Genomic DNA, 24,019 nt, shown 5'->3' with positions numbered 1-24,019 from the left:
AACCATGATCTCCAAAATCCTCATCGCCAACCGTGGTGAAATCGCCTGCCGCGTGATCCGCACGGCCAAGGCCATGGGCATCAAAACCGTTGCGGTCTACTCCGATGCAGATGCCAATGCGCTGCATGTGCGCGAGGCTGACGAGGCGGTCCATATCGGCACTGCCCCGTCAAACCAGTCCTATATCGTCATCGAGAAGATTCTGGAGGCGATCGAACAGACAGGGGCAGATGCCGTGCATCCCGGCTACGGCTTTCTGTCGGAAAACCCCAACTTCGCGGCAGCGCTTGATAAGGCTGGCGTCACCTTCATCGGCCCGCCGGTAAAGGCCATCGAAGCGATGGGCGACAAGATCACGTCGAAGAAGCTGGCGCAGGAGGCCGGTGTTTCCACCGTGCCGGGGCATATGGGCCTGATCGAAGATGCGGACGAGGCCGTGAAGATCGCGTCTTCCATCGGTTATCCAGTTATGATCAAGGCGTCCGCTGGCGGCGGCGGCAAGGGCATGCGGATTGCCTTGAACGATGCCGAAGCGCGTGAGGGCTTTCAGTCCTCGAAGAACGAGGCCACGGCATCCTTTGGCGATGACCGCATTTTCATCGAAAAATTCGTCAACCAGCCGCGCCACATTGAAATTCAGGTGCTGGGCGACAAGCACGGTAACGTGCTTTACCTCGGCGAACGCGAATGCTCCATCCAGCGCCGTAACCAGAAAGTCATCGAAGAAGCGCCCTCGCCTTTCCTCGATGAAGCCACGCGCAAGGCCATGGGCGAACAGGCCGTCGCCCTCGCCAAAGCCGTCGGCTATTATTCGGCTGGCACGGTGGAATTCATCGTGGATGGCGAGCGCAATTTCTACTTCCTTGAGATGAACACGCGACTACAGGTGGAACACCCCGTAACGGAACTGGTGACGGGTATAGATCTGGTGGAGCAGATGATCCGCGTTGCCTCCGGCGAACGCCTTGCCTTTAGCCAGAGCGACGTCAAACTCAACGGCTGGGCCATCGAAAGCCGTCTCTACGCCGAAGATCCGTATCGGAACTTCCTGCCCTCCATCGGTCGGCTAACGCGTTATCGGCCTCCGAAAGAAGGCAAGCAGACCGATGGCACCATCATTCGCAACGACACGGGCGTGTTCGAAGGCGGGGAAATCTCGATGTATTACGATCCGATGATCGCCAAGCTTTGCGCCTGGGGACCTGAACGTATCACTGCCATCGATGCCATGGGCGAGGCGCTGGACAGTTTCGAGGTCGAAGGCATCGGCCACAACCTGCCTTTCCTGTCCACCGTCATGCAAAACCAACGTTTCCGCAGCGGAAACCTGACCACCGGATTTATTGCAGAAGAGTTCCCCGAGGGTTTTACAAGCGTTGAACCCGATGCAGAGCGCGCGCGGAAACTCGCCGCCATCGCCGCGCTGATCCATCATCGCGTGCAGACCCGCGCCACACAGATTTCCGGCACCATCGGCAACCACCGGCGCGTTGTGGGACATGACTGGGTGGTTACCTTCGGCGGGATCGAGTACCCTATTTCTCTTAAAGCCGCAGCAGACAACGTTTCCGTTATCTTCGACGATGGTTCGGCTGTCGCTGTGGAATGCGGATGGCTGCCCGGACAAAGTCTGCACCTCTTCAAGGTCGATGGAGAACCTGTGGCCGTCAAGGTCGAGCTTTCCCCATCGACCATCCGTCTGCGCTGGCGCGGCATCGATGTGAGTGCCCGCGTTCGTACGCCACGTGTTGCTGAACTGGCGCGACTGATGCCGGAAAAGCTGCCGCCCGACACATCGAAAATGCTGCTTTGCCCGATGCCAGGCGTCGTAACGGTCATTTCCGTCAGCGAAGGTGATCACGTCGAAGCGGGGCAGGCACTGGCAACGGTCGAAGCGATGAAGATGGAGAATATTCTTCGTGCGGAACGACGCGCAAAGGTCAGCAAGGTTGCGGTCAGCGCGGGAGACAGCCTTGCTGTCGATGAGGTTATTCTCGAATTTGAATAGGCGGCAGAGCGAGATTTGAGCTGCCGTTTTACCGCAAATCACGTTAAACCATCCGCCTCTGAGTCTGCGGAAGCCGTATCCTATGCCTGACAATACCCGAGTGAGACTGCGCGACATTGGTTTTGCGCCGGGAGTGTATGAGACAGGTCCCTTGAACGCCATAACAGACGTCGAAGGCGTCCGCGTCGGGCACGCCACCATCGTTGAAGGCGCTACCGTTCGCACAGGCGCAACTGCGATCTTCCCTCATGGCGGCAATCTGTTTCAGGACAAGGTTCCGGCCGCACTTGCCATCTATAATGGCTTTGGCAAGTTCGTCGGCGCGACCCAGATCGAGGAACTGGGCGAAATCGAAACGCCCATCGTTCTCACCAACACGCTGGCAACCGGTCGTGCGGTCGAAGCAATCATTCGTTATACGCTTCATTACCCCGGCAACGAGCGTGTGGTTTCGTTGAATGCGGTCGTAGGAGAGACGAACGATTCACGGCTGAATGATATCCGCGCAGGTCGCCCGACGGTTGATGAGATCGTGCAGGCTCTGGACGTTGCTGGAACGGGTGCTGTCGAAGAGGGCGGCGTCGGAGCCGGAACAGGCACCGTTGCCTTCGGCCTGAAGGGCGGCATCGGCACGAGTTCACGCATCGTGCCCGTGGCAGGCCAGCGCTACAGACTGGGCGTGCTGGTACAATCCAATTATGGCGGCAGGCTTCTGGTATGCGGGAAGCCCTATTCTGCGCCCCCAGTCCCGGATGTGGATGGCTCCATCGTCATCGTCGTCGCGACAGATGCGCCGCTGTCGTCACGCAATCTCAAGCGTCTTGCCGCAAGAGCTTTTGGCGGACTGTCGCGCACGGGTGCCGCACTCAGCAACGGTTCTGGCGACTACGCGCTTGCCTTTTCAACAGCTGAAAGCGTTCGCCGCACGCCTGCCCGCCGTAAGGTGCTGCACGCCTATCCGCAGCTTTCCAACGACATCGTCTCGCCCCTGTTCGAAGCGGCAATCGAGGCGACTGAGGAGGCGATCCTCAACTCGCTATGCATGGCATCAAGCGCGCAGGGCTTCAATGCGACCAAGGGTAAACCATCCAGTATTTCCGCCATTTCAATCGAAGCGCTCAAAGCGCTGCTGTCTCAAGACTAAAGGACCTCTCATGCCAAGCCAAAACGATCGCATCGTGTATCTCAATGGGGACTTCCTTCCCGAATCGGAAGCCAAACTGTCGATTTTCGATCGTGGCTTTCTGTTTGGAGATGGCATCTATGAGGTAACACCTGTCATTGACGGCAAGCTCATTGACAGCGATCTGCATATGACCCGGCTGCAACGCAGTGCGGGTGAAATAGAGATTCCTCTGCCCGTTACCACACAGCAGATCGTCGAAGCGGAACGTCGTCTCGTCAAAGACAATCAGATGACGGAAGGCCTGATCTATCTCCAACTGACACGCGGCGCAGAAGACCGCAATTTTCTCTTTTCTGACGATCTTGCGCCCACTCTCGTGATGTTTACGCAGGCGAAGAAACTTCTCGGCAATCCGCAGGAAACGACTGGCCTATCGGTGACGTCGGTGCCAGACCAGCGCTGGGAGCGCCGCGACATCAAATCGGTTTGCCTGCTGCCGCAGGTCATGGCCAAGCGCATCGCCAAGGCGCAAGGCTGCGATGAGGCATGGATGATCGAGGATGGTTTTGTTACGGAAGGCGCGTCTTCGACGGCCTATATCATCACCGCCGACAAGAAACTGGTTACGCGCGGTAACAGCAACAAGACGCTACCCGGCTGTACGCGCCAAGCGGCCCTGGAACTGATCGATGAGGCTGGATTGACGCTTGAAGAACGCCCTTTCACCCTGCAGGAAGCCATGGAGGCTCAGGAAGCCGCGCTTACGAGCGCAGGCAACTTCGTTATGCCCGTCACCAGAATCGATGGAAAAGAGGTAGGCGATGGCAGACCTGGCCCGCTGATTTCCCGCCTTCGTGAACTCTATCTCGAACATGCACGCCGCACGGCCATCTGAACAGTGGCGCGCTCGGTCTCATCGGGCCGAGCGCCGGTATTCGATCATCCGGGCACGGCTGGTAACCAGTTCAGCCCTGTCGTTGTCGAGCATGTTGAGGCAGACCCGCTTCGTCCACGGGCCATCATGAAGCGTAAACAGGAAACGTCCATTGCCGAGCGCTTTCAGCGGCATGACGTTGCGCACCGGACCGATGCCCATGACGAGATTGCCGTTCTCGATCTCAAACTCGGCACCCTCATCCGAACGCCAGCGACCGGAAATCGTTTCAGGCACCTCGTGACGACCTACCGGAAGAAACCTGCGCTTCGCGTGGCCAGCCTCGCCAATCACGGCATTATCGTCCCACCGCAATCGCATCGGCGACGATGCCGAACGGGAAGAAGCCCAGCCCTCGCCATCATCGTAAAGCGTATCTTCAGCGTCGATGAATGTGCAGGTGCTTCCCTTGATCTCCAGCCACCATGGTCCGGCTTCGGTCACGTAAAGACCGTCCGGTAGACCGGTTACAGGTTTCGGCAGCGGCAGGCTCGCCAGTGCCGCCATGCTTTCGAGAGCGATCTTGAACCCGTTCGTGTCCTCCCGGTTGGACACGACCACGAAGCCGGTTCGATTGTCCGGATCGAGCAGAAAATAGGTCTTGTAACCCGGATGCGAGCCACCATGCCCCACGAACCGTCTCTCGCCAAGATGCGACCAACGCAGGCCCAGCCCGTACTCACTTTGACGGCCGTTTCCCAGAGAGCGTTCTGCCGAAAGTTTTTCCAGCACACCAGCAAAAGCTCCTTCGTCATCCATGAGCGCCTGAAGCCACCGCACCAGCGCGTCGCCACTACCGGCAAGGCTTCCTGACGCGGATATGTGCAGTCCAGCCGCCGAAAGCTGCCAGCCGCTATCGGATTTCCAGTAGCCCGGCGCAAGACCGTCCACCGGATCATTCCAGACATCTGGCGCTTTTAGGAAAATGCCGAGGGGTGCGGCGATGTTGTCCTGAACGAAATCATCGAAACGCCGACCTTTACGCTCCAGAGCGGCTTCGACCAGACGATATCCGGTATTGGAATATGAGACTTCGCTACCCGGTGTGAAATTGAGGCGCCTCAGGCGCGACAGATAATCCAGCAGGGGAGCGGCCTTTGTTTCGGTGTAAACCGACAGGCCGAGGAGCGAAAGGCATTCCCGAACATCCGGCAGGCCGCCACTCATATCGAGCGCCTGCCCCACGGTCACATCGGCCAGCGGCGCTCGCAGGTCGCACATATGCTGACCAAGGACATCACCAAGCGCGATAAGGTCGGAATTCGCCAGGACCATGGTGCAAAATATGTGTTTGGTGACGGATGCATAACGCACGACGCTACGCTCCGTAAAAGGTGCGCGCGTTGCCAGACTCTCGACGCCGCCCGCATGTGCAAACCGAATGCCTGTATGGTCGAAGCCGATGATGGAGCCGCCTGGCTCATTGCCCGCCCACTGGCTGGCAAATCGTTTGGCGACTGCTTCGGCAGCACTCCAGTGAAGATCGTTCGGCATGTGTTTTCCGTTCAAATTGGCCTTCGCAACACGGGTAAGCTCTGTTGAAGCATTGCATTTGCACCTATCTGGAGCTTACAGCAATGCTCGATGAGACATTATTCGAAAGCGACCTATTCATGACCAGCCAGAACGCAGTGCCCGTCTTCGATGGCCATAACGATACATTGTTGCGCCTGAAATTGTCGGTGGAAGCTGCGCCGGAGACACGATTCCTGAACGGTGAAACGGCTGGTCACATCGATCTGCCACGCGCACGCAAAGGCGCGCTCATCGGTGGCCTTTGCGCTATCTATGTGCCCTCCCCACGCGGATTTGACACCAATGGCGATTTTATCGCTCCGGCACAGGTGGATGCCCTGGCGACGACCCTTGGCATGGCAAGCCTGCTGTTTCGTATAGAGGCTGCATCCGCTGGCTCGGTGAAGGTTTGCCGCAGCGCTGCTGAGATTGGCGAGGCGATGGCGAAGGGCGCCTTTGCTTCCGTCATGCACATTGAAGGCGTGGAGGCCTTCGATGCAGATCTCGATGCACTCCATGTATTGCATCAGGCGGGGCTGCGCACCTTGGGGCCTGTCTGGAGCCGTCCCAACATCTTTGCGCATGGCGTTCCATTCCGCTTCCCCTCGACGCCGGATATCGGCCCGGGTCTGACCGAGGCGGGCACACGGCTGGTCAAGACCTGCAACGAGCTCAAAGTGCTGGTCGATCTCTCCCACATGAATGAGCAGGGCTTCTGGGACATCGCCAAAATCTCTGATGCACCGCTGGTAGCATCGCATTCCAACGCCCATGCCCTGTGCAATCACAGCCGCAATCTGACGGACCGCCAGCTCGACGCCATCCGCGACACGGGCGGACTTGCGGGCGTCAATTTCGGCGTGCTGTTCATGCGTCAGGACGGGGTGAAGAACCCGGACACGGATTTGAGCGAACTGGTCCGACACGTCGACTACATGGTCGAACGCATGGGTATCGACCATGTCGCTTTCGGTTCGGATTTCGACGGAACCACAATTCCCGCAGCGATGCGGGACGTCGCTGACCTTCAGCTTCTGGTGCAAGCCTTGCGGTCTGCGGGCTACGATCAGGCCTCGCTGGACAAAATCTGCCATGGCAACTGGATCAGAGTGCTGGAAGCGACCTGGGGTGCGTGAACGGCACACCTTGCCCGGCAGCGCTAGAATTCGAAGACCGCGCAAGAATTTATGAAATAAAAATCAAATCTTCGTATTTGTGAAAACACAACGAACTAGCGTCACAATGCTGTGGTTCGCCAGACGCAATCTGATCCTGTGGAAAAGCATATGACAGAGAAGACCGACGTAGCGCAGATCGAAGAGGCCGAAGCCGGTCTCGAAGGCTTTTTCGAACGGTACAGGCCGCATCTGACATCGATCGCGGTGACGCTTGTCTTCGTGATGATGACCTTCACCATCTACAAGCTGACGTCGGAAGTCCGTTATGACGAGATCGTCGACGCACTGGCCGATACGAGCTGGCGCGCTGTTGCGCTGGCCATCCTGTTTACCGGTCTCAGCTTTGCAGCTCTCATCTGTTATGACGCCAATGCCATCGAATATATCGGCAAGAAGCTGCCCACCCCCTCGGTCATCGCCACTGCTTTCATTGCTTATGCGGTCGGCAACACGGCGGGCTTCGGGCCGCTGAGCGGCGGCGCGATCCGGTTCCGTGCCTATTCCCGGCTTGGCCTGACCCCATCCGACATAGCCCGCATCATCGCCTTCGTGACATTGTCCTTCGGGCTTGGCCTGCTGGCCGTCAGCGCCTTGTCGACATTGATCGTCGCACCTCGCGTTGCAGCGATCATCGGGGTCGATGCAATCTGGTTGAGAGGGGCAGCCCTCATCGTCATCTGCGTTATGGCGGCTTTGATGTTTCTGGGCCGTAATGGCCGGGTCCTCCAGATTAAGCGCCTGAAGCTGCGTTTGCCTGACAGCCGTACCTCGTCCAGGCAGTTTCTCGTCTCCGCGCTCGACATCGCGGCCTCGGCTTCGGTTCTTTACGTGCTACTGCCGGAAACCAATGTCGGCTGGCCCAGCTTCTTTGCTATCTATGCCACAGCGGTCGGTCTTGGTGTTCTCAGCCACGTTCCTGCAGGCCTTGGCGTATTCGAGACGGTAATGGTAGCCGGGCTTGGCAATGCCATCAGCCTTGATCAGCTTCTGGGTGGCCTCGTTCTCTATCGAATGATCTACCACGTCCTGCCGCTGCTGGTTGCGATCATGCTGATGCTTGCGACGGAGATGAAGCAATTCGCCTCCAAGCCCGTGATGGCCGATATCGGCAATCTCGCCGGGCGTCTTGCTCCCTCGCTTCTATCAGCCTACGCGCTCATTCTCGGCACCATGCTGATCTTTTCGAGCGTGACGCCGACACCCGACAGCAACCTCGACTTTCTGTCGGGCTTCGTGCCGTTGCCGATTATCGAGGCGGCGCACTTCCTGTCCAGTATTCTGGGCCTTGTTCTGGTCGTTGCGTCCCGTGGACTGAGTCAGCGGCTGGATGGTGCGTGGTGGGTTGCTCTGGTTGCGGCCGCGGGCGGTCTGTTTCTGTCTCTCATCAAGGCGATTGCCGTCTTCGAGGCGATCTTCCTCGGCATCTTCATTGTTGCCCTGTTCTTCAACATCCGCAGCTTTACTCGCCACGCCTCGCTGCTGCGTCAGGCGCTTGGCCCAACATGGCTTGCTGCAATGGCTGTCATCGTCGCCGGTGCCGCGACCATTCTGTTTTTCGTCTACCGCGATACGGATTACAGCCAGACGCTATGGTGGCAATTCGAATTTTCCGAGGAAGCACCGCGAAGCCTTCGAGCGCTTCTGGGGCTGGTGCTTGCGTCGTCCACCGTCGCCATTTTCAGCCTGCTGCGCCCGGTCATCTACCGGCCAGACGAAATCCACCCGGACGACGTCGTCAAAGCCACCGCAATTGTTGAAAAGCAGGATGTGGCTGACGCCAATCTGGTCCGGATGGGCGACAAGCACGTCATGCTGTCGGAAAGCGGCAACGCATTCATCATGTATGGCATCCGGGGACGCTCCTGGATTGCGCTTGCCGATCCGGTTGGAGATGAAAAAGACTTTGCCGATCTGGTCTGGCAATTCGTTGAAACAGCACGTTCATCTGGCGGTCGCGCCGTCTTTTATCAGATATCTCCGGCCATTCTGCCCAATTGTGCCGATGCTGGCCTCCGCGCCTTCAAGCTCGGCGAACTGGCCATGGTCGATCTGACACGGTTTGAACTGAAGGGCGGCAAACTTGCCAATCTACGCCAGTCGCTCAGCCGCGGCGCGCGCGACGGACTGACATTCTCTGTCATCGACACGCCGCAGGTGCCTGAAGTGTACGACGATCTCAAACGCGTTTCGGATTCCTGGCTTTCACACCACAACACGCGCGAAAAAACCTTCTCGCTCGGCTCTTTCGAAAAGGACTACATCCTGTCCCAGCCCGTTGCGGTGCTGCACAAGGATGGCCAGATCACTGCGTTCGCCAACCTCTTGATGACGCAAACCAAGAAAGAGGTCACCGTCGATCTCATGCGCTTTTCGCCGGACGCCCCGCGCGGGGCGATGGATTTCCTATTTGTGAGCATCATTGAATATATGCGCGAACAGGGTTACTCCTATTTCAACCTGGGCATGGCCCCGCTCTCCGGAATGTCGAAGCGCGAAGCCGCGCCTGTTTGGGATCGCATCGGTGGAACTTTGTACGAACACGGCGAGCGCTTCTATAATTTCAAGGGACTGCGTGCCTTCAAGTCCAAGTTTCACCCCAAATGGGAACCACGCTATGTCGCGGTTTCCAACGGCACCAGCGCCGCATTGGCCCTAATGGATGCGACCGTTCTCATCAGCGGCGGCGTCAGAGGAGTGATTGGTAAATGACAGGCCTGAAATATCTGAAAGCCGCGTTGATAGCAGCGACACTCTCCATACCCTTTCATGTGTCGGCACAGGACGCGAACGACTTTCAGACAGGCATGATCCCGCCCGATCACATCATGCTGCCAGATGGCGATGTTGCTGCAAATATTTTCCTGATCTCCGGTCAGAGTGGCTGGGGAGAGCAGGAACAGACGGAAGCGGAAGCACTGGTGGATAAGGGTGCCGCTGTCGTCGGCATCGATTTTCCAAAATATATGGCCGCGCTTCAAGCCGACGATGATGACTGCGTCTACATGATTTCCGACATCGAAGAGCTTTCACAGGAAATCCAGCGTAAGGCGAAAGTGTCGAATTATCGTCCGCCCATCATCGCGGGTGTGGGTGATGGCGCGACGCTCGCGCTTGCCATGATCGCGCAGAGCCCTGCGGCAACGATCGGCGAGGCCGTAGCAGTCGACCCCGTTGCGGGCATACCGCTGGAAAAGATACTCTGCACGCCTGCCACCAAGCAAAAGGACGGAAACCGTACGATTTACGGCCTGACAGATGGTGACCTTCCTGCACCCGTGAGCGTGGTCTTCACGCCAAAGGCCGACGCAAAGGGCCGTGCTCATGTGGAGGATCTGCTGAAGTCTCACTCGGATATCGATGTAAAGGATGTGACGGACGAAGCACAGGCGGCTCTGGCGCAGGCGTTGCAGGACCGTATCGACGCGGCAGGCAACTCCGACAATCCCCTTGGCCTTCCCTTGACCGTACTCGAAGCCAAGCCGACCATGGACACGATGGCCATCATCTATTCCGGTGATGGCGGCTGGCGTGATCTGGACAAGGACGTCGGCAGTTTTCTGCAACAGGACGGCGTTCCAACCATCGGCATCGATTCCCTGCGGTATTTCTGGTCGGAAAAGAAGCCCGAGGACATCGCCGAAGACCTGACGCGTATAATCGACACCTATCGCAAGGAATGGAAGGTGAAGAACGTCATGCTGATCGGCTATTCCTTCGGTGCCGATGTCCTCCCCGTTACCTACAATTTGCTGCCGGAGAAGGAAAAGAGCCGCATCGTTCAAATGAGCCTTCTGTCACTCTCTCACGAAGTCTCATATGAGATTTCCGTCGGCGGATGGCTCGGCGTTTCCGGTGATGGTGCCCAAGACCCCGTCAATGATCTGGCGAAGATCGATCCGAAAATCGTTCAGTGTGTTTACGGCACGGATGATGAAGATGCCGCCTGCCCCGCCCTGAAGGACAAAGGTGCGGAAATCATCGGCATCGATGGCGGCCACCATTTCGACGAGGATTATGAAGCCCTGACGAAACGGATCGTTGCCTCGCTGAAAAAACGCCTGCAGCAATAGGACACGGCATTCTTCTGTCGACATATTGAATACAGAATGAGAATTTCGTATTCGTCACCTTGTGGTGCCACTGGAAGATCGAAGAATGCCCTTATTGAACAAGCCCGATACGATCGGCGATTCCGAACGCCTAGAGCGGCTTCGCCGTCTGCGCGGCCTCATGGCCGAACAGGAGGTCGAAGCGCTGCTTCTTGGCTCTTCCGAAAGCCTGCGCTATTTTACGGGACTGGTCTGGCACCAAAGCGAACGATTGCTCGGCGCACTCATAACGCAAGACATGTTGCACTATATGGTTCCAGGCTTTGAGAAAAGCCGCGTCGATACCCTTCCGCATCTCGATGGCGATGTCCATGTCTGGCAGGAAGAAGAGCAACCCGCCGCGCTGGTTGCCTCGTTGGTGGGAACGCGTGGCCGCGTGGCGCTGGATGATGCATTGCCGCTGTTTATCTATCACAGCCTTACCCGCGAACTGGGTCAGGAGCGGCTTTGCGATGGTGGGCCGTTGATCGGCAATCTGCGTATTCGCAAATCTCCAGCCGAGATAGCGATCATCCAATATGCCATGGATTTGACGCTTGAGGTGCACAAACGTGCGCACAGCGTGATGAAGCCCGGCATCGCCGCATCGGAAGTCATCCGCTTCATCGATCAGCAGCATCTGGAACTGGGCGGCGAAGGCGGCTCTTCATTCTGCATCGTATCCTTTGGAAGCGCGACATCCTTACCCCATGGCGCCGATGGCGATCAGACCCTGCAGGCAGGCGATGTCATTCTTGTCGACACCGGCACACGCATTGACGGCTATCATTCCGATCTGACCAGAACCTATGTCATGGACACATCTTCTGAGGAATTCGCAAGGGCCTGGGCCATCGAACGAGAGGCCCAGCAAGCGGTTTTCGACGCTGCGAAACTCGGTGTCGCATGCAGTGCACTCGATGACGCCGCCCGCCGCGTCATGGCAAGTCATGGTCTCGGCCCGGATTACCGTCTGCCCGGCCTGCCGCACAGGGCCGGTCATGGCCTGGGACTGGAAATTCACGAAGCACCCTATATCGTGCGCGGTAATACATTGCCGCTAGCGTCCGGCATGTGCTTTTCCAACGAACCGATGCTGGTCTATCCGGATCGTTTCGGTATACGATTGGAAGACCATATTTATATGGATCATGATGGAGCCAAGTGGTTTACCCAACCTGCGAAATCTCCCACAGAGCCATTTTCTTCATAGCATCTGCTTTGGTCATGCATTGTTATTGCGCCTAAAATATACTTTTCCGAGTGCGAATCATATTGCTGGAGCCCACCATGTCCGCGACCGAAAAAAGAAAGACAAAGACACCGATTCTGGTCGAACGGATTGCAGAATTTATCGAAAAAATCAAAGCGACCCGAAAACCCGATGGAAGTTTTGACTCGAAGAAAATCAGCGCTTTCTGGAATGAGGAGGTGCGGTTTCATTTCGACAATGGCAGGACCGAAAAGACGCTCGAGCTCTATATCGTAAAATATAGATACGCCCTGAAAGACGCCTTCGGCCCTAAAACGACGCCGCTCGCCATCTGCAACATGAAGAAATTGCGTGAACGGCTGGACACTTATGTCAAAGCTGCCGAATACCCAGTGCGCGGCGTGGCGAGTTCGATCCAGGAAAAGCTGGAGCGGGCCGAAAACAACATGGTCGGGCGCAAGCCGCGTTTCCTGCTGCGTGTTTCAGATTTCATCGCCGCAACCAATGGCCTGACCACCAAGCCTGAGATGCAGGCACTATGGGACGCGGAAATGGCGTCCATGGGCGACAAGGCGCAGGCAACCGTCATCTCCTACATCACCAAATACCGCAACGCTTTGCGCGAAGCCTTCGGTGACGATCATCCCATGCTGCGCATCGCGTCCGGAACACCACAGATTTACGATGAAGCTCGCAAGATCAAGATGGCGAAAATCGCCAACAAGCATGGTTCGCTGATCATCTTTGAAAATTATGCCGAGGTCATGCGGCGGTGTCGTCGATACCTGCAATCCTCAGATCCCATGACGATTGCCATCGGCCTGATGGGAACCACGGGTCGGCGTCCCTACGAAATCTTCACCCAGGCCGAATTGACGCCCGCCGCTTATGGCAAGGGAGTTTCCAAGTGGAGCGTGCTCTTCAACGGGCAAGCCAAGACCAAGCAGGGCGAAGGCACGAAGTTTGGCGTGACCTATGAAATCCCGGTTCTGGAACAGGCGAAAATCGTTCTGGATGCCTATCGTCGCCTGCGCGACAGCAGCGATGGAAAATTGTGGCTGGGCTTGAGCGTGGACGACTTTACGTCTGAGGTCCGCCTGCCGTTGCGCGATGCAGTCATCAGCAAATTCGAGGATATCTGGCCCAAGGAAGAGCCACCAAAACCCTATGGTCTTCGCCACCTCTATGCTGAAATCGCCTTTCGCAACTTCGCCCCATCCAGCGTCACCAAGAACAGCTACTTCGCAGCCATCCTGGGTCACAACAACAACGATCTTGAAACATCGCTGTCCTATATGACCTACACATTTCCAGAGGATGCGGAGGTATCCAAGGTGCGTGCCGAGAAGGTGGCCGACCGCACGATTCGGCAGATGGTCGAGGTGAACCGAATTCCCGGCATGCCACAGACATAGACTTCTGACCGGACCTTCTCTGGACCATTTACGGCAAGGTAAGGGACTTTTCCGCGCAGCCTTCGCGCGTCGATCGCCTCTCATTCCTGCAGGTATGCGGTACCCATTGTGATGCCTTGACATAAATGAAATGGCGCTCTAGCAAGATGGAACATATATTCCAAATGGGTCGAATTTCATATTCGCGTTCCACTTAGGGAACGGGGTGTGAAAGACCCGTAAATCGTATCGGGAGGATAACGATGGTTACGAGATTGGCTTTGCTCGGTGCCGGGCGCATTGGGAAGGTGCATGCCAAGGCGATTGCCGCCGACAAACGTGCCAGACTGGTTGCCGTCGTCGACGCTTTTGCTGACGCCGCTCAGGCGATTGCCGACGAAACCGGCTGCCAGATCAGCACAATCGAGGATGTGCTGGCCAATCCCGATATCGATGCCGTTATCGTGTGCACTCCAACCAACACGCATGCCGATCTGATCGAGCGATTTGCCCGCGCAGGCAAGGCGATCTTCTGCGAAAAACCTATCGATCTCGATGTTGCGCGCGCCGCCGCCTGCATCGAAGTGGTCAAGGAAACAGATGCTAAAATCATGCTCGGCTTCAACCGCCGTTTTGATCCGCATTTCCGCGCCGTGCGCAAGGCAATTGACGATGGCCAGATCGGCAAGGTCGAGATGGTGACGATCACCAGCCGCGATCCCGGCGCGCCGCCACCAGAATACATCAAGGTCTCAGGCGGTATCTTTCGCGATATGACCATTCATGATTTCGACATCGCGCGCTTTCTGCTCGGTGAAGAGATCGTCAGCGTCTTTGCCACCGGCTCCGTTCTGGTGGACCCGAAGATCGGCGAACTCGGCGACTACGATAGCGCAAGCATCATCCTGACCACCGCCAGTGGACGCCAGGCGATCATCTCCAATTCTCGCCGCGCCACTTACGGCTACGATCAACGCATCGAAGTCCACGGATCGCTAGGCTCCGTCGCCGCCGAAAATCAGCGCCCGGTCTCCATCGAGATCGCGACCAAGGAAGGCTATACGCGCCCGCCATTGCATGATTTCTTTATGACACGCTACACGGAGGCATATGCTGCCGAAATCCGCGCGTTTATCGAAGCCATCGAGAACAACGTCGCGCCTTCCCCATCGGCCTATGATGGTTTGATTGCCCTCAAACTCGCCGATGCGGCTCTGAAATCTGCCCGTGAGAAGGTGGTCGTGCAGATCGCCTGACGGCTTCGCAAAATGGTGGACGCTGGACGTCCGCCATTTCCCGCCATTGACAGCGGGCACAAAAGACGACAATTTCCAGACATTCCGAGGGGAGCATCGCACGATGCTGAGATGGCGCTGAGCCGGACCCTTGAACCTGATCCGGGTCATGCCGGCGTAGGAACGGAACAGTCGCCGCTGCTGGCCATGCTTTTCTTTTCTCCGCCGAAACCCGGATCTCCCTGATGATATATCTGGAGTTCGATACCCGATGGCGAGCCTTCCAACCGCGGATATAGCGGCAGATATCCTGATGCGAGTGCGTCGGGAACAACCGCGTGTTCACTGCCTGATGAACACGGTTGTACAGAAGTTTACCGCAGACGGGATAACCGCCGTTGGCGGCATCCCTTCCATGACCTCGTCTGAAGAGGAAATCGAAAGCTTCGTGTCCAAGGCCGCTGCCTTGACGATCAATCTCGGCACGCTGGACGCGGCCCGCCGCAAGGTCATCCTGATGGCCGTCAAGGTGGCAGATGCTAAGCGCAAGCCCTGGATCGTGGACCCGGTACATTGCGACTATTCGCCATCACGCCTGGATTTTGCCCGAGAACTCATCGCTTGTCAGCCAACAATCCTGCGCGGAAACGCCGCTGAAATGGCCGTTATCGGTGATGTCGGTGCGGCGCTTCGCATTCAGACCGGGCCTCAGGATTTGCTCGTCGACCAGACGCGAAAAATAAAGATCACCAATGGCCACCCATGGATGGCGAAGGTTACGGGTACAGGATGCCTCTCCGGCGGCGTGATTGCCGCCTTCATGGCTGTGGAAGCCGACCCGATGCTGGCAGCAGCGGCGGCTTTGACCGTCACCGGCGTTTCCGCACAATTGGCCGCCCATCACGCGCGCGGTCCCGGTACGTTCGAGGCCGCTTTCCTCGATGCGCTAAACGCAGTCAGCGCCGATGACATTCTTTCCCTTGCAAGGATTGAGCATGATGACCGTTGATTACAGATTGAACGCGCTGGTGGATGCATCCCTCGCAGACATCGCCCCTTTGGCAGAGCTTGCCGCCGTCGCGGCCCGCCACGGCGCGACCATCATCCAATATCGTGACAAAGCCGCCTCCACGCGCCAGATGATAGAGCAGGCCACACTTATCGCTGAAGCCCTGAGGGGAACCGGTGTGCCGCTCGTCGTCAACGACCGCGTCGATGTGGCTCTTGCATCCGGTGCTGATGGCGTCCATCTGGGTGCGGATGATATGGATGCCGAGATGGCAAGACGCTTGCTGGGACCCTCGGCTATCATCGGCCTCACGGTCAAAAATCAGACAGATGCGATGCGAGTGGCACAGGCTCCCGCCGATTACGCATGCATCGGTGGCGTCTTCGAAACCATTTCGAAGGTCAACCCGGACACACCCGTGGGTATCGACGGCTTAAGGCAACTGCGCGCCTTTCTCAGACAGGCGAGGCCCGACATGCCCGTGGGCGCGATTGCAGGGATCAGGCTGGACCGGATCGAGCCCGTGATTGCGGCAGGCGCAGATGGGGTGGCCGTCATTTCGGCGCTGTTCCGTTCCGTCAACATCGCCGCAGCAGCGACGGAGTTCCGCCGCCACATCGATGCCGCGCTGGAGTTACGCATATGACGGCGATTGCCTTGACCATTGCAGGGTCCGACAGCGGCGGTGGAGCCGGCATCCAGGCCGATCTAAAGACGTTTTCAGCGCTCGGGGTTTATGGGGCAAGCGTGCTGACGGCCATTACGGCGCAGAACACGAAAGGCGTAACCGGAGTTGAGGACATCTCCTCGGCCATGATTTCCGCGCAGATGAAGGCGGTCTTTTCCGATCTTAATGTGAGCGCGGTCAAGATCGGCATGGTGTCGCGTGTCGAAACCATCGACACCATTGCGTCCCATCTTGCAGGTCTGAACATGCCGCTTATCCTTGATCCGGTCATGGTTGCGACATCCGGTGACCGTCTGCTGCAGGAAGATGCCATCGAAACCCTGCGCACGCGGCTTCTGCCCCTGGCGACGCTGGCCACGCCGAACCTGCCGGAAGCCGCGTTGCTCAGCAACAAATCGGTGGCAGGGTGCCGGGAGGACATGATTCATCAAGCCGAAACGATTCTAAAAACCGGGGTTCGGGCCGTACTGATCAAGGGTGGTCACGGCGGTGGCGAAGACAGCACTGACATCCTGCTGGACGGCGAGACGCAGCATGTCTTTTCGATGCCACGCATCGAGACACATAACGACCACGGGACCGGCTGTACGCTGGCCTCGGCTATCACGGCAAATCTGGCACTCGGTTATGGGTTGGTGGATGCGATCGGATTGGCGAAGGACTATCTGCAAGGCGCACTGGCGGCGGGACGAGACCTGCACGTCGGCAATGGTCATGGCCCGGTCCATCATTTCTATCGATGGTGGACCGCCTGAATCAGCCCCTTGGCTTGGGGCCTGCCAATGCATTGCGAATGGCAAAGCTGGAATGGATCCGTGACACACCGGGCAGCTTCGACAGCACGTCCTTATGGACCCGCTCGAAGTCTGCGGCGGTCTCCACCTCGACCCGCAAGAAGTAATCCGATCCGCCTGTCATCAGATAGCACTCGCGGATTTCCGGGTAACGACGCACCGCATGTTCGAAACGGTTGAGGAAATCCTCGGTCTGCCGGTCCAGTGTGATCTGAACGATGACAGAAATGACCTCGCCGCCAGCGGTACTGCCAGTCAAGGCAGTATAGCCCCGAATGACGCCTTCCCGTTCGAGAATGTCGACACGGCGCAGACAGGCCGAGGGCGACAGACCGACCTCTGCTGCGAGCTTCGCATTGCTGATGCGGGCGTTGAGGCGCAGCACCCGGATGATATGACGATCGGTAGCGTCCAAAGCCGACATGAAATCATTCCAATTGGTGATCGATAATTGTGTAAAAGACGAATTATTCGAACTATCTGCGCATAAAACTGCAAAAATTCGATGATCGTTGCAATAGTCTTTCGTTAAAATAACAATCGGGGAAAGACGATGGATATGACGATCAATCGCCAGAAGGCGACTGGTGGTGCCAGCGGTTATCTGACCATAGACCTCGGCGCGCTTCGGGAAAATTACCTGATGCTGCAGGCCAAGGCGCCGCAATCCGTTACCAGTGCCGTGGTCAAAGCCGACGCCTATGGCCTGGGGGCCGACATGGTTGCGCCGGTTCTTTACGGGGCTGGTTGCCGTCATTTTTTCGTAGCGCATATAGATGAAGCCATCTCCCTTCGTTTGCGGCTGGCGGGCGATGCGGCAATCTTCGTTTTGAATGGATTGCAACCGGGCAATGAGGCGTCCTGCGCCGCTATGAACATCACACCGGTCATCAACTCTCTGGAGCAGCTTGCCCAGTGGGCAATGCATGCCAAAGTGCTCGACAAGCCATTGCCGGCCGCACTTCAGATCGACACGGGCATGTCTCGCCTCGGCATGGCGCCCCAAGAGATCGAAACACTCAAAACATCGCCTGACCTGCTTGATCGCATAGACATCACGTTCATAATGAGCCACCTGGCTTGCGCCGATGAGCCCGACCATACGGCCAATGGTGCACAGCTGTCCGTGATGCGCAGGGCTGCGGAGATGTTTCCGAACACGCCCGTTTGCTTTGCCAATTCTGGAGGCATCTTTCTCGGAGCGGACTACCACAATGCCATCATGCGCCCTGGCATCGCGCTCTATGGCGGCGCGCCATCGGCTGTGAGGCCTAATCCGATGACGCCGGTCGTGCGACTGGATGTTGCCGTGGTGCAGACGCGCAGCGTTCCGGCAGATACGCTGGTGGGCTATGGAGGGTCGCTGCGCACGAAAGGCGAAACGCGTCTGGCAACCATTGCAGCCGGTTACGCTGACGGTCTGCCACGTTCGCTCAGCAACCGAGGTGCCGCGTATTTCCAGGGTGTCCGACTGCCCATCGCCGGACGCGTTTCGATGGACAGCATCAGCCTCGATATTTCCGCTTTGCCAGAGGGAACCCTTAGGCATGGTAGTCTCGTTCAACTGATAGGTCCCGATCAGTCACTGGAAGACATTGCGGAGGATGCTGGTACGATCGCCTATGAAATTCTGACGGGGCTCGGCCAGCGCTATCGCCGCACCTATCTTCAACCCGGCGCGCTTGCACAGACAGGCGATACAACAGACGCAGACGAGTGAGACAAACATGAAGATCGTAATTCTCGGAGCGGGCGTCATCGGCGTCACATCGGCCTGGTATCTGGCAAAAGCCGGTCATTCCGTCACCGTCATAGACAGGCAACCTTCCGCAGCGCTTGAGACGAGCTTTGCCAATGCGGGCGAAGTATCGCCCGGCTATTCCTCCCCATGGGCGGCACCGGGCATTCCCGTCAAGGCAATGAAATGGCTGTTCATGCAGCATTCGCCGTTGATTATACGCCCGACACTCGACCCTGCCGCCCTAAAGTGGATGGGTCAGATGCTGGGCAACTGCACCTCGGCACGCTACGCGGTCAACAAGAGCCGGATGGTACGTATCGCCGAATACAGCCGCGACTGCCTCATGGCGCTTCGTGAAGAAACCGGCATTCAATATGACCAGCGGATGCAAGGAACGCTGGAAGTGTTCCGCACGCAAAAGCAGTTCGATGGCATCGGCAAAGACGTTGCCGTTTTGAAAGCTGGCGGCGTGCCCTACGAGATTCTCGACCGCGATGGATGCGTCACAGTCGAACCGGGCCTTTCGGGTTCAAGGGAAAAAATCGTCGGCGGGTTGCGCCTGCCTGGCGATGAGACCGGCGACTGCTTCATGTTCACGACCGAGTTGGCCCGAATGGCGCAACAGGCTGGGGTTACCTTCCTCTACGACACCGGTATCATGCGCCCGGTCACGGAAGGAGCCCGCGTCAAGGCGGTCGAAACGACGAAGGGCCTGATAGAGGCGGACGTCTTTGTCGGCGCAATGGGCAGCTACACGCCAAAATTCCTCGAGCGGCTGAGCATCGATTTGCCGGTTTATCCGGTCAAGGGCTATTCGATCACCGTTCCGATCATTGATGCAGCCCGGGCACCGGTTTCCACCGTGATGGATGAAGCACACAAGATCGCCATGACACGCCTGGGCGACCGTATCCGCGTCGGTGGAATGGCGGAAATTGCAGGCTTCAGCAAAGACCTGCCCGCCAAACGGCAAGCGACCCTCACCCACTCCATCGAAGACCTGTTCGGCGGGGCGGGCGACCAGACGAAGGCAAAATTCTGGAGCGGCCTGCGACCAATGACGCCGGACGGAACGCCTGTCATAGGCGCGACACGTTACAGCAACCTATATCTCAACACGGGTCATGGCACGTTGGGCTGGACCATGTCCTGCGGTTCGGCCCGCGTCCTTGCCGACCTCATCAGCGGCAACAAGCCTGAAATCGAAACGTCGGATCTGGCGATCAGCCGATACGCAGCTTGAGCAAGCGCGCCTCTACAGCCGGAGGGAAAACCCGGCTGTAGAGCCCGAAACACCGCCGCAGCATGGCCACAATTCATTCAGCCCGTGTTCAGCCAGCTAGCGTTAATTCTTAACCATCAGATAACAACTGGCAGCCCGCCGCCTTCTGGATGGATTAAGATCATGGCTACCTTCGCAGCAAAAACACTTCTGGCTCTTGCAGTCTCTGCAACCGTTATTGCCCCTCTGAACACTGCATCTGCTGGAGACTGGCGTCGCCACGATCGCGATGCGGCGCTTCTTGGCGGCGTACTTGGCCTTGCTGCCGGTGTCGCCGTCGGTTCCGCACTGTCTCAGCCGCGCTATTCGGATGAGCGGGTCTATGACGAGCCGCCTGTGCGTCAATACCGGACTTACCAGCCCGCCTATACCTATAGCGAACCAGACGACAATTATTACTATCGCCAGGCACCACGTCCCGTTTACCGCGCTCAACCGGTCTACGACACCCGTCCTGCCTACCAGCCGCGTCCGACCTATCGCACGATAGAGCCTTGGACAAACGCATGGTACGATTATTGCTCGCAGCGTTATGGCAGCTTCAACTCCCGGACGGGTACCTATTTGGGATATGACGGCCAGAACCACTTCTGCGTTGCTGGCTGACAAAGCCTATCGAGTGATCAACCGCACGGACTGCATTCACTTCTGGACGTAGTCCGTGCGGTTTATGTTGTGGCGTTGGAGCTTGTCGTAAAACGTCTTGCGGGCAATGCCGAGTGCGCTGATGGTGCCCGCCACATCACCTTCGAACTTTTCCAGCGCTTCCCGGATGATCTGCGCCTCTTCGCGGTCCATGCGCTCTGCCAGTGTGCCGCTCATATCGCGCGGAAGGGACGGCAGCGGTGCGGTTTCCGCGGCACCTTCGAGCCCCAACACCACGCGCTCTGCGAAATGTCCGAGTTCACGCACATTGCCGGGCCAGTCGTGGTCATTCAGGTATCGGGAGACGCCAGCCGTAATGGGTGGCACCGCCATGCCGAAGCGGGTGGAAGCCTTTTTTACGAAGTGGGAAAACAGCAGAGGAATATCCGCTCTTCTTTCCCGCAAAGGCGGGATTGAGAGCGTCACGACATTGAGACGGTAATAGAGATCGTCTCGGAAATCGCCGCGTTGCGTTGTGTCCCCAAGATCCACCTTGGCTGCAGCCACCACGCGGATGTCGACCGGCCGCTCCTCGTTGGAGCCGACCGGCGAGACCTGCCGCATCTCCAGCACACGCAACATTCGCACCTGCACGGCAGGCGGCATGCTTTCGATCTCATCAAGAAACAGGGTGCCGCCGCTGGAATGCTCGATACGGCCAATTCGCTTTTTTTGTGCGCCGGTAAAAGCGCCCGCCTCGTGGCCGAAAAGCTCACTTTCGATAACGGTTTCTGGAAGGGCGCCGCAGTTGAGCGCCACGAAATTACCGTTGGCGCGTCGTTTGCTCCAGTGGTGCAGTGCCGTTGCGACCACTTCCTTGCCGCTGCCGGTTTCACCCGCCACAAGCACGTCGACATCCGTATCGGCGATGTGCCGCAGCGTATTGCGAAGGCGCTCCATGGCGGGCGTCTGGCCAATCAGCGGCAGATCATCTTCTGCTTGCGTTGCCGCTCGCTTAAGCGCTCGATTTTCCATCACGAGGCGGCGTTTTTCCAACGCACGCCGTGCGCTTTCGACCATGCGTTCTGCGGGGAACGGCTTGGAAATGAAGTCATACGCCCCATTGTGCAGCGCCGCCACCGCCATCGGCACGTCACCATGACCGGTGATAAGAATGACGGGAAGATCAGGATCGATCTGGCGAAGCCGATCGAAAAACTGCAATCCATCCATGCCAGGCATACGCACATCGGTAATCACGACGCCGTCGAAATCCGCCGATAGAGCCTCCAGCGCCAGCTCAGCCTTTGAAAACGGGGTGACATCGATGCCTTGAAGTTCAAGCGTCTGACGCATGGCCTTGCGCAATTGAGAGTCATCATCGACCAGATAGACCGTTCCGTTCACAACCATCTCATGCCCGCTTCAGATAGACAGAAAAACATGTGCCGCTCTTTCCCGTTGCAACGTCGATTCGTCCGCCATAATCGGACGCGATGTCGCGTGAAATGACCAGACCGAGGCCGAGACCGCTTTCCTTGGACGTATTGAACGGTGAAAAAAGCTGCTCGTGGATATCTTCGGCAATACCAGGTCCGTTATCGGCTATCGTCACAACCACCTCGTCGCCCGCGGTTTGCGTGCGCACGTCGACACGACCGTCAAGTTTGTCCTCCAGAGCCTCCAGTGCGTTCTGCAGCAGGTTGATAACGATCTGTTCCAGCCTGATGCGGCTTCCCAGCACGAGCAAGTTTTCCTCCGGCAAGTCGATGTGCAACGCATCCATCCGCCCGGCAAAGCGGCTTCTCAGCAAAACGACGGCGCCTTCGATAACCAGACGGAGGCTGACCGGCTCTGCGGCCGTGCGCCCCTTCCGCGCCAGTATTTTCAGATCGCTGGTAATGGCGCCGATCCGCTCGGTCAAACCGGCAATGCTCTCGAGATTTTCATCCGCATCCTGCTTGCGGTCCCGCTTGAGAAACACGCGGGCATTATCGGCAAAGGCGCGGATCGTAGCCACTGGCTGATTGATTTCATGCGCCACACCCGCAGCCACCTGCCCCAGGATCGACAGGCGGTTGGCCTTGACCAATTCATGCTGGACGCTTTGCAATTCCTCAGTGGTCTGTTCGTGTCGGAGAATCTCGGCCTGAAGACGGTCACGTGCCATGGTCAGGTCGATCGTCCTCTCCTGAACACGACGTTCCAGTTCGGCGCGATCCTGCTCCGCGGCGGCGCGTGCTTCGGCACCCTTTTGCCTGCGCCACAGCCAGATTGCGGAAAATGCCAGAAGCGGCATCAAGCTCGCCGCCGCAATGATGCGGCTCTCGCGCACCGCCCCATTGACGGTCGCCTCAACCGGCTGAAGATAGTGCAACTGCCATTCCGTCGTCGGCACGGGCAATTCCAGCCGCAAATACTCGCCGCGCAGAGAAAGCGGCGCATTGACGTTGATCATCGCCACCTGCGGACCCGGCATGGACTGGACCGTGACCGGCATGAGGCTGAGTTGCTCGTCGCCAAATTGAAGGCTTTCTGCAATCTGGTTGCGACGCGCTTCGCCGATCGGTGCGACCGTCTTGAAACGCCAGCTCGGTATGCTGGTCATCAACACCACGCCATTGGCGTCGACGATGTAAACGGGACGACCGCCGATGTTCCAGTCGGCCTCGAGACGATTGAATTCGACCTTGGCGATGACGACGCCCAGCGGTTGCCCATTCTCACCATCCACTCGCCGCGAAATATAAAGTCCCGGCTTGCGGCTGACATTGCCCAGCGCATAATGCTCGGCTTGCCCGGTCTCCAGTGCGCGTTTGAAGTAGTCGCGAAACGCATAATTGGAGCCAACGAAGCTTTCAGCTGTTCGCCAGTTGCTGGAGGCGATGGTAACGCCGTTGATATCGGTGACATAGATGACCGAAGCCTGCGTGCCTTCGATAAGACCCTCCAGTTTCCGATCCAGCCCTTCGACAGATGTACCACCGTTTTCCAGCGCCTCGATCAAATCGCGATCACGCGACAGAACGAGCGGAAGAACCCGGGGGCGCTCCAGCGCACCGGTCAGAAGTGCCGACTTCAGCTCCGCATCGGTGGTAGCCGTCGCCAGCAGTGTTCGGGTGGCCTGAATACGCCCGACCTTGTCGGCAGCAACGAAAACACCGAAGGCGATGATGGCCCACATCACGCCAAAGGCAACCCATCGAAAACGGGATGTATCCAGACTGCT

The 24,019-nt window shown here is 57.8% G+C and carries 19 protein-coding genes and 1 riboswitch; of the genes, 15 read left to right on the top strand and 4 right to left on the bottom strand.

The features are described from left to right. Positions 1-4 precede the first annotated feature (4 nt). The 3 genes from ASF29_RS02705 (at position 5) to ASF29_RS02695 (ending at position 4,029) form a co-directional block, all read left to right on the top strand. Complete coding sequence (locus ASF29_RS02705) at positions 5-2,008, top strand: acetyl/propionyl/methylcrotonyl-CoA carboxylase subunit alpha (RefSeq protein WP_062448255.1); 2,004 nt, start codon at positions 5-7, stop codon at positions 2,006-2,008. Positions 2,009-2,090: 82 nt separating this feature from the next. After that, positions 2,091-3,152 carry a P1 family peptidase gene (locus tag ASF29_RS02700; RefSeq protein ID WP_062448254.1) on the top strand — a complete coding sequence of 354 codons (1,062 nt, stop codon included), beginning with the start codon at positions 2,091-2,093 and terminating at the stop codon, positions 3,150-3,152. Between the two features lie 10 nt (positions 3,153-3,162). Next, positions 3,163-4,029, top strand: coding sequence for a D-amino-acid transaminase (locus ASF29_RS02695; RefSeq protein ID WP_062448252.1), 867 nt, complete (start codon positions 3,163-3,165; stop codon positions 4,027-4,029). A gap of 18 nt (positions 4,030-4,047) precedes the next feature. On the opposite strand, the gene ASF29_RS02690 is transcribed toward ASF29_RS02695, so the two are convergent. Further along, positions 4,048-5,562 (bottom strand): serine hydrolase domain-containing protein, encoded by a 1,515-nt coding sequence (locus tag ASF29_RS02690; RefSeq protein WP_062448250.1) that lies wholly within the window; start codon positions 5,560-5,562, stop codon positions 4,048-4,050. A gap of 119 nt (positions 5,563-5,681) precedes the next feature. Between ASF29_RS02690 and ASF29_RS02685 the strand changes: the two genes are divergently transcribed. The 9 genes from ASF29_RS02685 to thiD all read left to right on the top strand — a co-directional run bounded on the left by ASF29_RS02685 (position 5,682) and on the right by thiD (position 17,143). After that, entirely contained in the window at positions 5,682-6,719 is a 1,038-nt protein-coding gene (locus ASF29_RS02685; protein ID WP_062448654.1) for a dipeptidase, read from the top strand. 150 nt (positions 6,720-6,869) lie between these two features. Beyond that, positions 6,870-9,470, top strand: a complete 2,601-nt coding sequence (gene mprF / locus ASF29_RS02680; protein ID WP_062448248.1) for a bifunctional lysylphosphatidylglycerol flippase/synthetase MprF — start codon at positions 6,870-6,872, stop codon at positions 9,468-9,470. After that, a complete protein-coding gene (locus tag ASF29_RS02675; protein WP_062448246.1) occupies positions 9,467-10,831 on the top strand; it encodes an AcvB/VirJ family lysyl-phosphatidylglycerol hydrolase in 1,365 nt (454 codons plus the stop codon). Before mprF ends, ASF29_RS02675 begins: the two co-directional genes overlap by 4 nt. 85 nt (positions 10,832-10,916) lie before the next feature. After that, the gene (locus ASF29_RS02670; RefSeq protein ID WP_062448245.1) at positions 10,917-12,062 is read left to right on the top strand and encodes a Xaa-Pro peptidase family protein; all 1,146 of its coding nucleotides are present in this window, start codon (positions 10,917-10,919) and stop codon (positions 12,060-12,062) included. 77 nt (positions 12,063-12,139) lie between these two features. Next, positions 12,140-13,477, top strand: a complete 1,338-nt coding sequence (locus ASF29_RS02665; protein WP_062448243.1) for a telomere resolvase — start codon at positions 12,140-12,142, stop codon at positions 13,475-13,477. A 242-nt stretch (positions 13,478-13,719) separates the two neighbouring features. Further along, complete coding sequence (gene iolG / locus ASF29_RS02660; RefSeq protein WP_062448242.1) at positions 13,720-14,712, top strand: inositol 2-dehydrogenase; 993 nt, start codon at positions 13,720-13,722, stop codon at positions 14,710-14,712. A gap of 77 nt (positions 14,713-14,789) precedes the next feature. Further along, positions 14,790-14,892: riboswitch (TPP riboswitch) on the top strand. Between the two features lie 70 nt (positions 14,893-14,962). Further along, positions 14,963-15,700, top strand: coding sequence for a hydroxyethylthiazole kinase (locus ASF29_RS02655; RefSeq protein WP_062448241.1), 738 nt, complete (start codon positions 14,963-14,965; stop codon positions 15,698-15,700). Beyond that, positions 15,687-16,346 carry a thiamine phosphate synthase gene (gene thiE, locus ASF29_RS02650; protein ID WP_062448239.1) on the top strand — a complete coding sequence of 220 codons (660 nt, stop codon included), beginning with the start codon at positions 15,687-15,689 and terminating at the stop codon, positions 16,344-16,346. Before ASF29_RS02655 ends, thiE begins: the two co-directional genes overlap by 14 nt. Beyond that, positions 16,343-17,143: a bifunctional hydroxymethylpyrimidine kinase/phosphomethylpyrimidine kinase gene (gene thiD / locus ASF29_RS02645; RefSeq protein ID WP_062448237.1), complete on the top strand. Its 801-nt coding sequence runs from the start codon at positions 16,343-16,345 to the stop codon at positions 17,141-17,143. The genes thiE and thiD overlap by 4 nt, the downstream gene beginning before the upstream one ends. A gap of 1 nt (position 17,144) precedes the next feature. Here thiD and ASF29_RS02640 read toward each other — a convergent pair whose 3' ends face one another. Beyond that, the gene (locus ASF29_RS02640; RefSeq protein ID WP_062448228.1) at positions 17,145-17,606 is read right to left on the bottom strand and encodes an Lrp/AsnC family transcriptional regulator; all 462 of its coding nucleotides are present in this window, start codon (positions 17,604-17,606) and stop codon (positions 17,145-17,147) included. Between the two features lie 129 nt (positions 17,607-17,735). Here ASF29_RS02640 and alr point away from each other — a divergent pair, with 129 nt between their 5' ends. The 3 genes from alr to ASF29_RS02625 all read left to right on the top strand — a co-directional run bounded on the left by alr (position 17,736) and on the right by ASF29_RS02625 (position 20,811). After that, positions 17,736-18,902 carry an alanine racemase gene (gene alr, locus ASF29_RS02635; RefSeq protein ID WP_062448226.1) on the top strand — a complete coding sequence of 389 codons (1,167 nt, stop codon included), beginning with the start codon at positions 17,736-17,738 and terminating at the stop codon, positions 18,900-18,902. Between the two features lie 7 nt (positions 18,903-18,909). Then, positions 18,910-20,166: a D-amino acid dehydrogenase gene (locus ASF29_RS02630; protein WP_062448224.1), complete on the top strand. Its 1,257-nt coding sequence runs from the start codon at positions 18,910-18,912 to the stop codon at positions 20,164-20,166. A 162-nt stretch (positions 20,167-20,328) separates the two neighbouring features. Next, the gene (locus ASF29_RS02625; protein ID WP_062448223.1) at positions 20,329-20,811 is read left to right on the top strand and encodes a BA14K family protein; all 483 of its coding nucleotides are present in this window, start codon (positions 20,329-20,331) and stop codon (positions 20,809-20,811) included. Between the two features lie 36 nt (positions 20,812-20,847). Here the strand turns inward: ASF29_RS02625 and ASF29_RS02620 are convergent, their stop codons facing one another. Together ASF29_RS02620 and ASF29_RS02615 are read right to left on the bottom strand one after the other, a co-directional pair. After that, positions 20,848-22,203 carry a sigma-54 dependent transcriptional regulator gene (locus tag ASF29_RS02620; protein WP_062448221.1) on the bottom strand — a complete coding sequence of 452 codons (1,356 nt, stop codon included), beginning with the start codon at positions 22,201-22,203 and terminating at the stop codon, positions 20,848-20,850. A gap of 1 nt (position 22,204) precedes the next feature. Continuing rightward, positions 22,205-23,974: a sensor histidine kinase gene (locus ASF29_RS02615; RefSeq protein WP_082453344.1), complete on the bottom strand. Its 1,770-nt coding sequence runs from the start codon at positions 23,972-23,974 to the stop codon at positions 22,205-22,207. Between the last annotated feature and the right edge of the window lie 45 nt (positions 23,975-24,019).

Origin of the sequence: Rhizobium sp. Leaf262, assembly GCF_001422245.1 — a bacterium.
Taxonomy (GTDB): Bacteria; Pseudomonadota; Alphaproteobacteria; order Rhizobiales; family Rhizobiaceae; genus Agrobacterium.
Note: the sequence above shows the minus strand (reverse complement) of the source record. Positions and strands in the feature narration are given on the sequence as shown.

What these genes read in the sequence shown, in the direction of transcription:
- ASF29_RS02625 (WP_062448223.1), top strand. Translation starts at nt 20,329, where the DNA reads ATGGCTACCTTCGCAGCAAAAACACTTCTGGCTCTTGCAGTCTCTGCA.
- iolG (WP_062448242.1), top strand. Translation starts at nt 13,720, where the DNA reads ATGGTTACGAGATTGGCTTTGCTCGGTGCCGGGCGCATTGGGAAGGTG.
- ASF29_RS02670 (WP_062448245.1), top strand. Translation starts at nt 10,917, where the DNA reads ATGCCCTTATTGAACAAGCCCGATACGATCGGCGATTCCGAACGCCTA.
- ASF29_RS02700 (WP_062448254.1), top strand. Translation starts at nt 2,091, where the DNA reads ATGCCTGACAATACCCGAGTGAGACTGCGCGACATTGGTTTTGCGCCG.
- ASF29_RS02640 (WP_062448228.1), bottom strand. Translation starts at nt 17,606, where the DNA reads ATGTCGGCTTTGGACGCTACCGATCGTCATATCATCCGGGTGCTGCGC.
- ASF29_RS02675 (WP_062448246.1), top strand. Translation starts at nt 9,467, where the DNA reads ATGACAGGCCTGAAATATCTGAAAGCCGCGTTGATAGCAGCGACACTC.
- ASF29_RS02695 (WP_062448252.1), top strand. Translation starts at nt 3,163, where the DNA reads ATGCCAAGCCAAAACGATCGCATCGTGTATCTCAATGGGGACTTCCTT.
- ASF29_RS02685 (WP_062448654.1), top strand. Translation starts at nt 5,682, where the DNA reads ATGACCAGCCAGAACGCAGTGCCCGTCTTCGATGGCCATAACGATACA.
- ASF29_RS02630 (WP_062448224.1), top strand. Translation starts at nt 18,910, where the DNA reads ATGAAGATCGTAATTCTCGGAGCGGGCGTCATCGGCGTCACATCGGCC.
- ASF29_RS02615 (WP_082453344.1), bottom strand. Translation starts at nt 23,974, where the DNA reads ATGTGGGCCATCATCGCCTTCGGTGTTTTCGTTGCTGCCGACAAGGTC.
- thiD (WP_062448237.1), top strand. Translation starts at nt 16,343, where the DNA reads ATGACGGCGATTGCCTTGACCATTGCAGGGTCCGACAGCGGCGGTGGA.
- ASF29_RS02690 (WP_062448250.1), bottom strand. Translation starts at nt 5,562, where the DNA reads ATGCCGAACGATCTTCACTGGAGTGCTGCCGAAGCAGTCGCCAAACGA.
- thiE (WP_062448239.1), top strand. Translation starts at nt 15,687, where the DNA reads ATGATGACCGTTGATTACAGATTGAACGCGCTGGTGGATGCATCCCTC.
- ASF29_RS02665 (WP_062448243.1), top strand. Translation starts at nt 12,140, where the DNA reads ATGTCCGCGACCGAAAAAAGAAAGACAAAGACACCGATTCTGGTCGAA.
- mprF (WP_062448248.1), top strand. Translation starts at nt 6,870, where the DNA reads ATGACAGAGAAGACCGACGTAGCGCAGATCGAAGAGGCCGAAGCCGGT.
- ASF29_RS02655 (WP_062448241.1), top strand. Translation starts at nt 14,963, where the DNA reads ATGGCGAGCCTTCCAACCGCGGATATAGCGGCAGATATCCTGATGCGA.
- alr (WP_062448226.1), top strand. Translation starts at nt 17,736, where the DNA reads ATGGATATGACGATCAATCGCCAGAAGGCGACTGGTGGTGCCAGCGGT.
- ASF29_RS02620 (WP_062448221.1), bottom strand. Translation starts at nt 22,203, where the DNA reads ATGGTTGTGAACGGAACGGTCTATCTGGTCGATGATGACTCTCAATTG.
- ASF29_RS02705 (WP_062448255.1), top strand. Translation starts at nt 5, where the DNA reads ATGATCTCCAAAATCCTCATCGCCAACCGTGGTGAAATCGCCTGCCGC.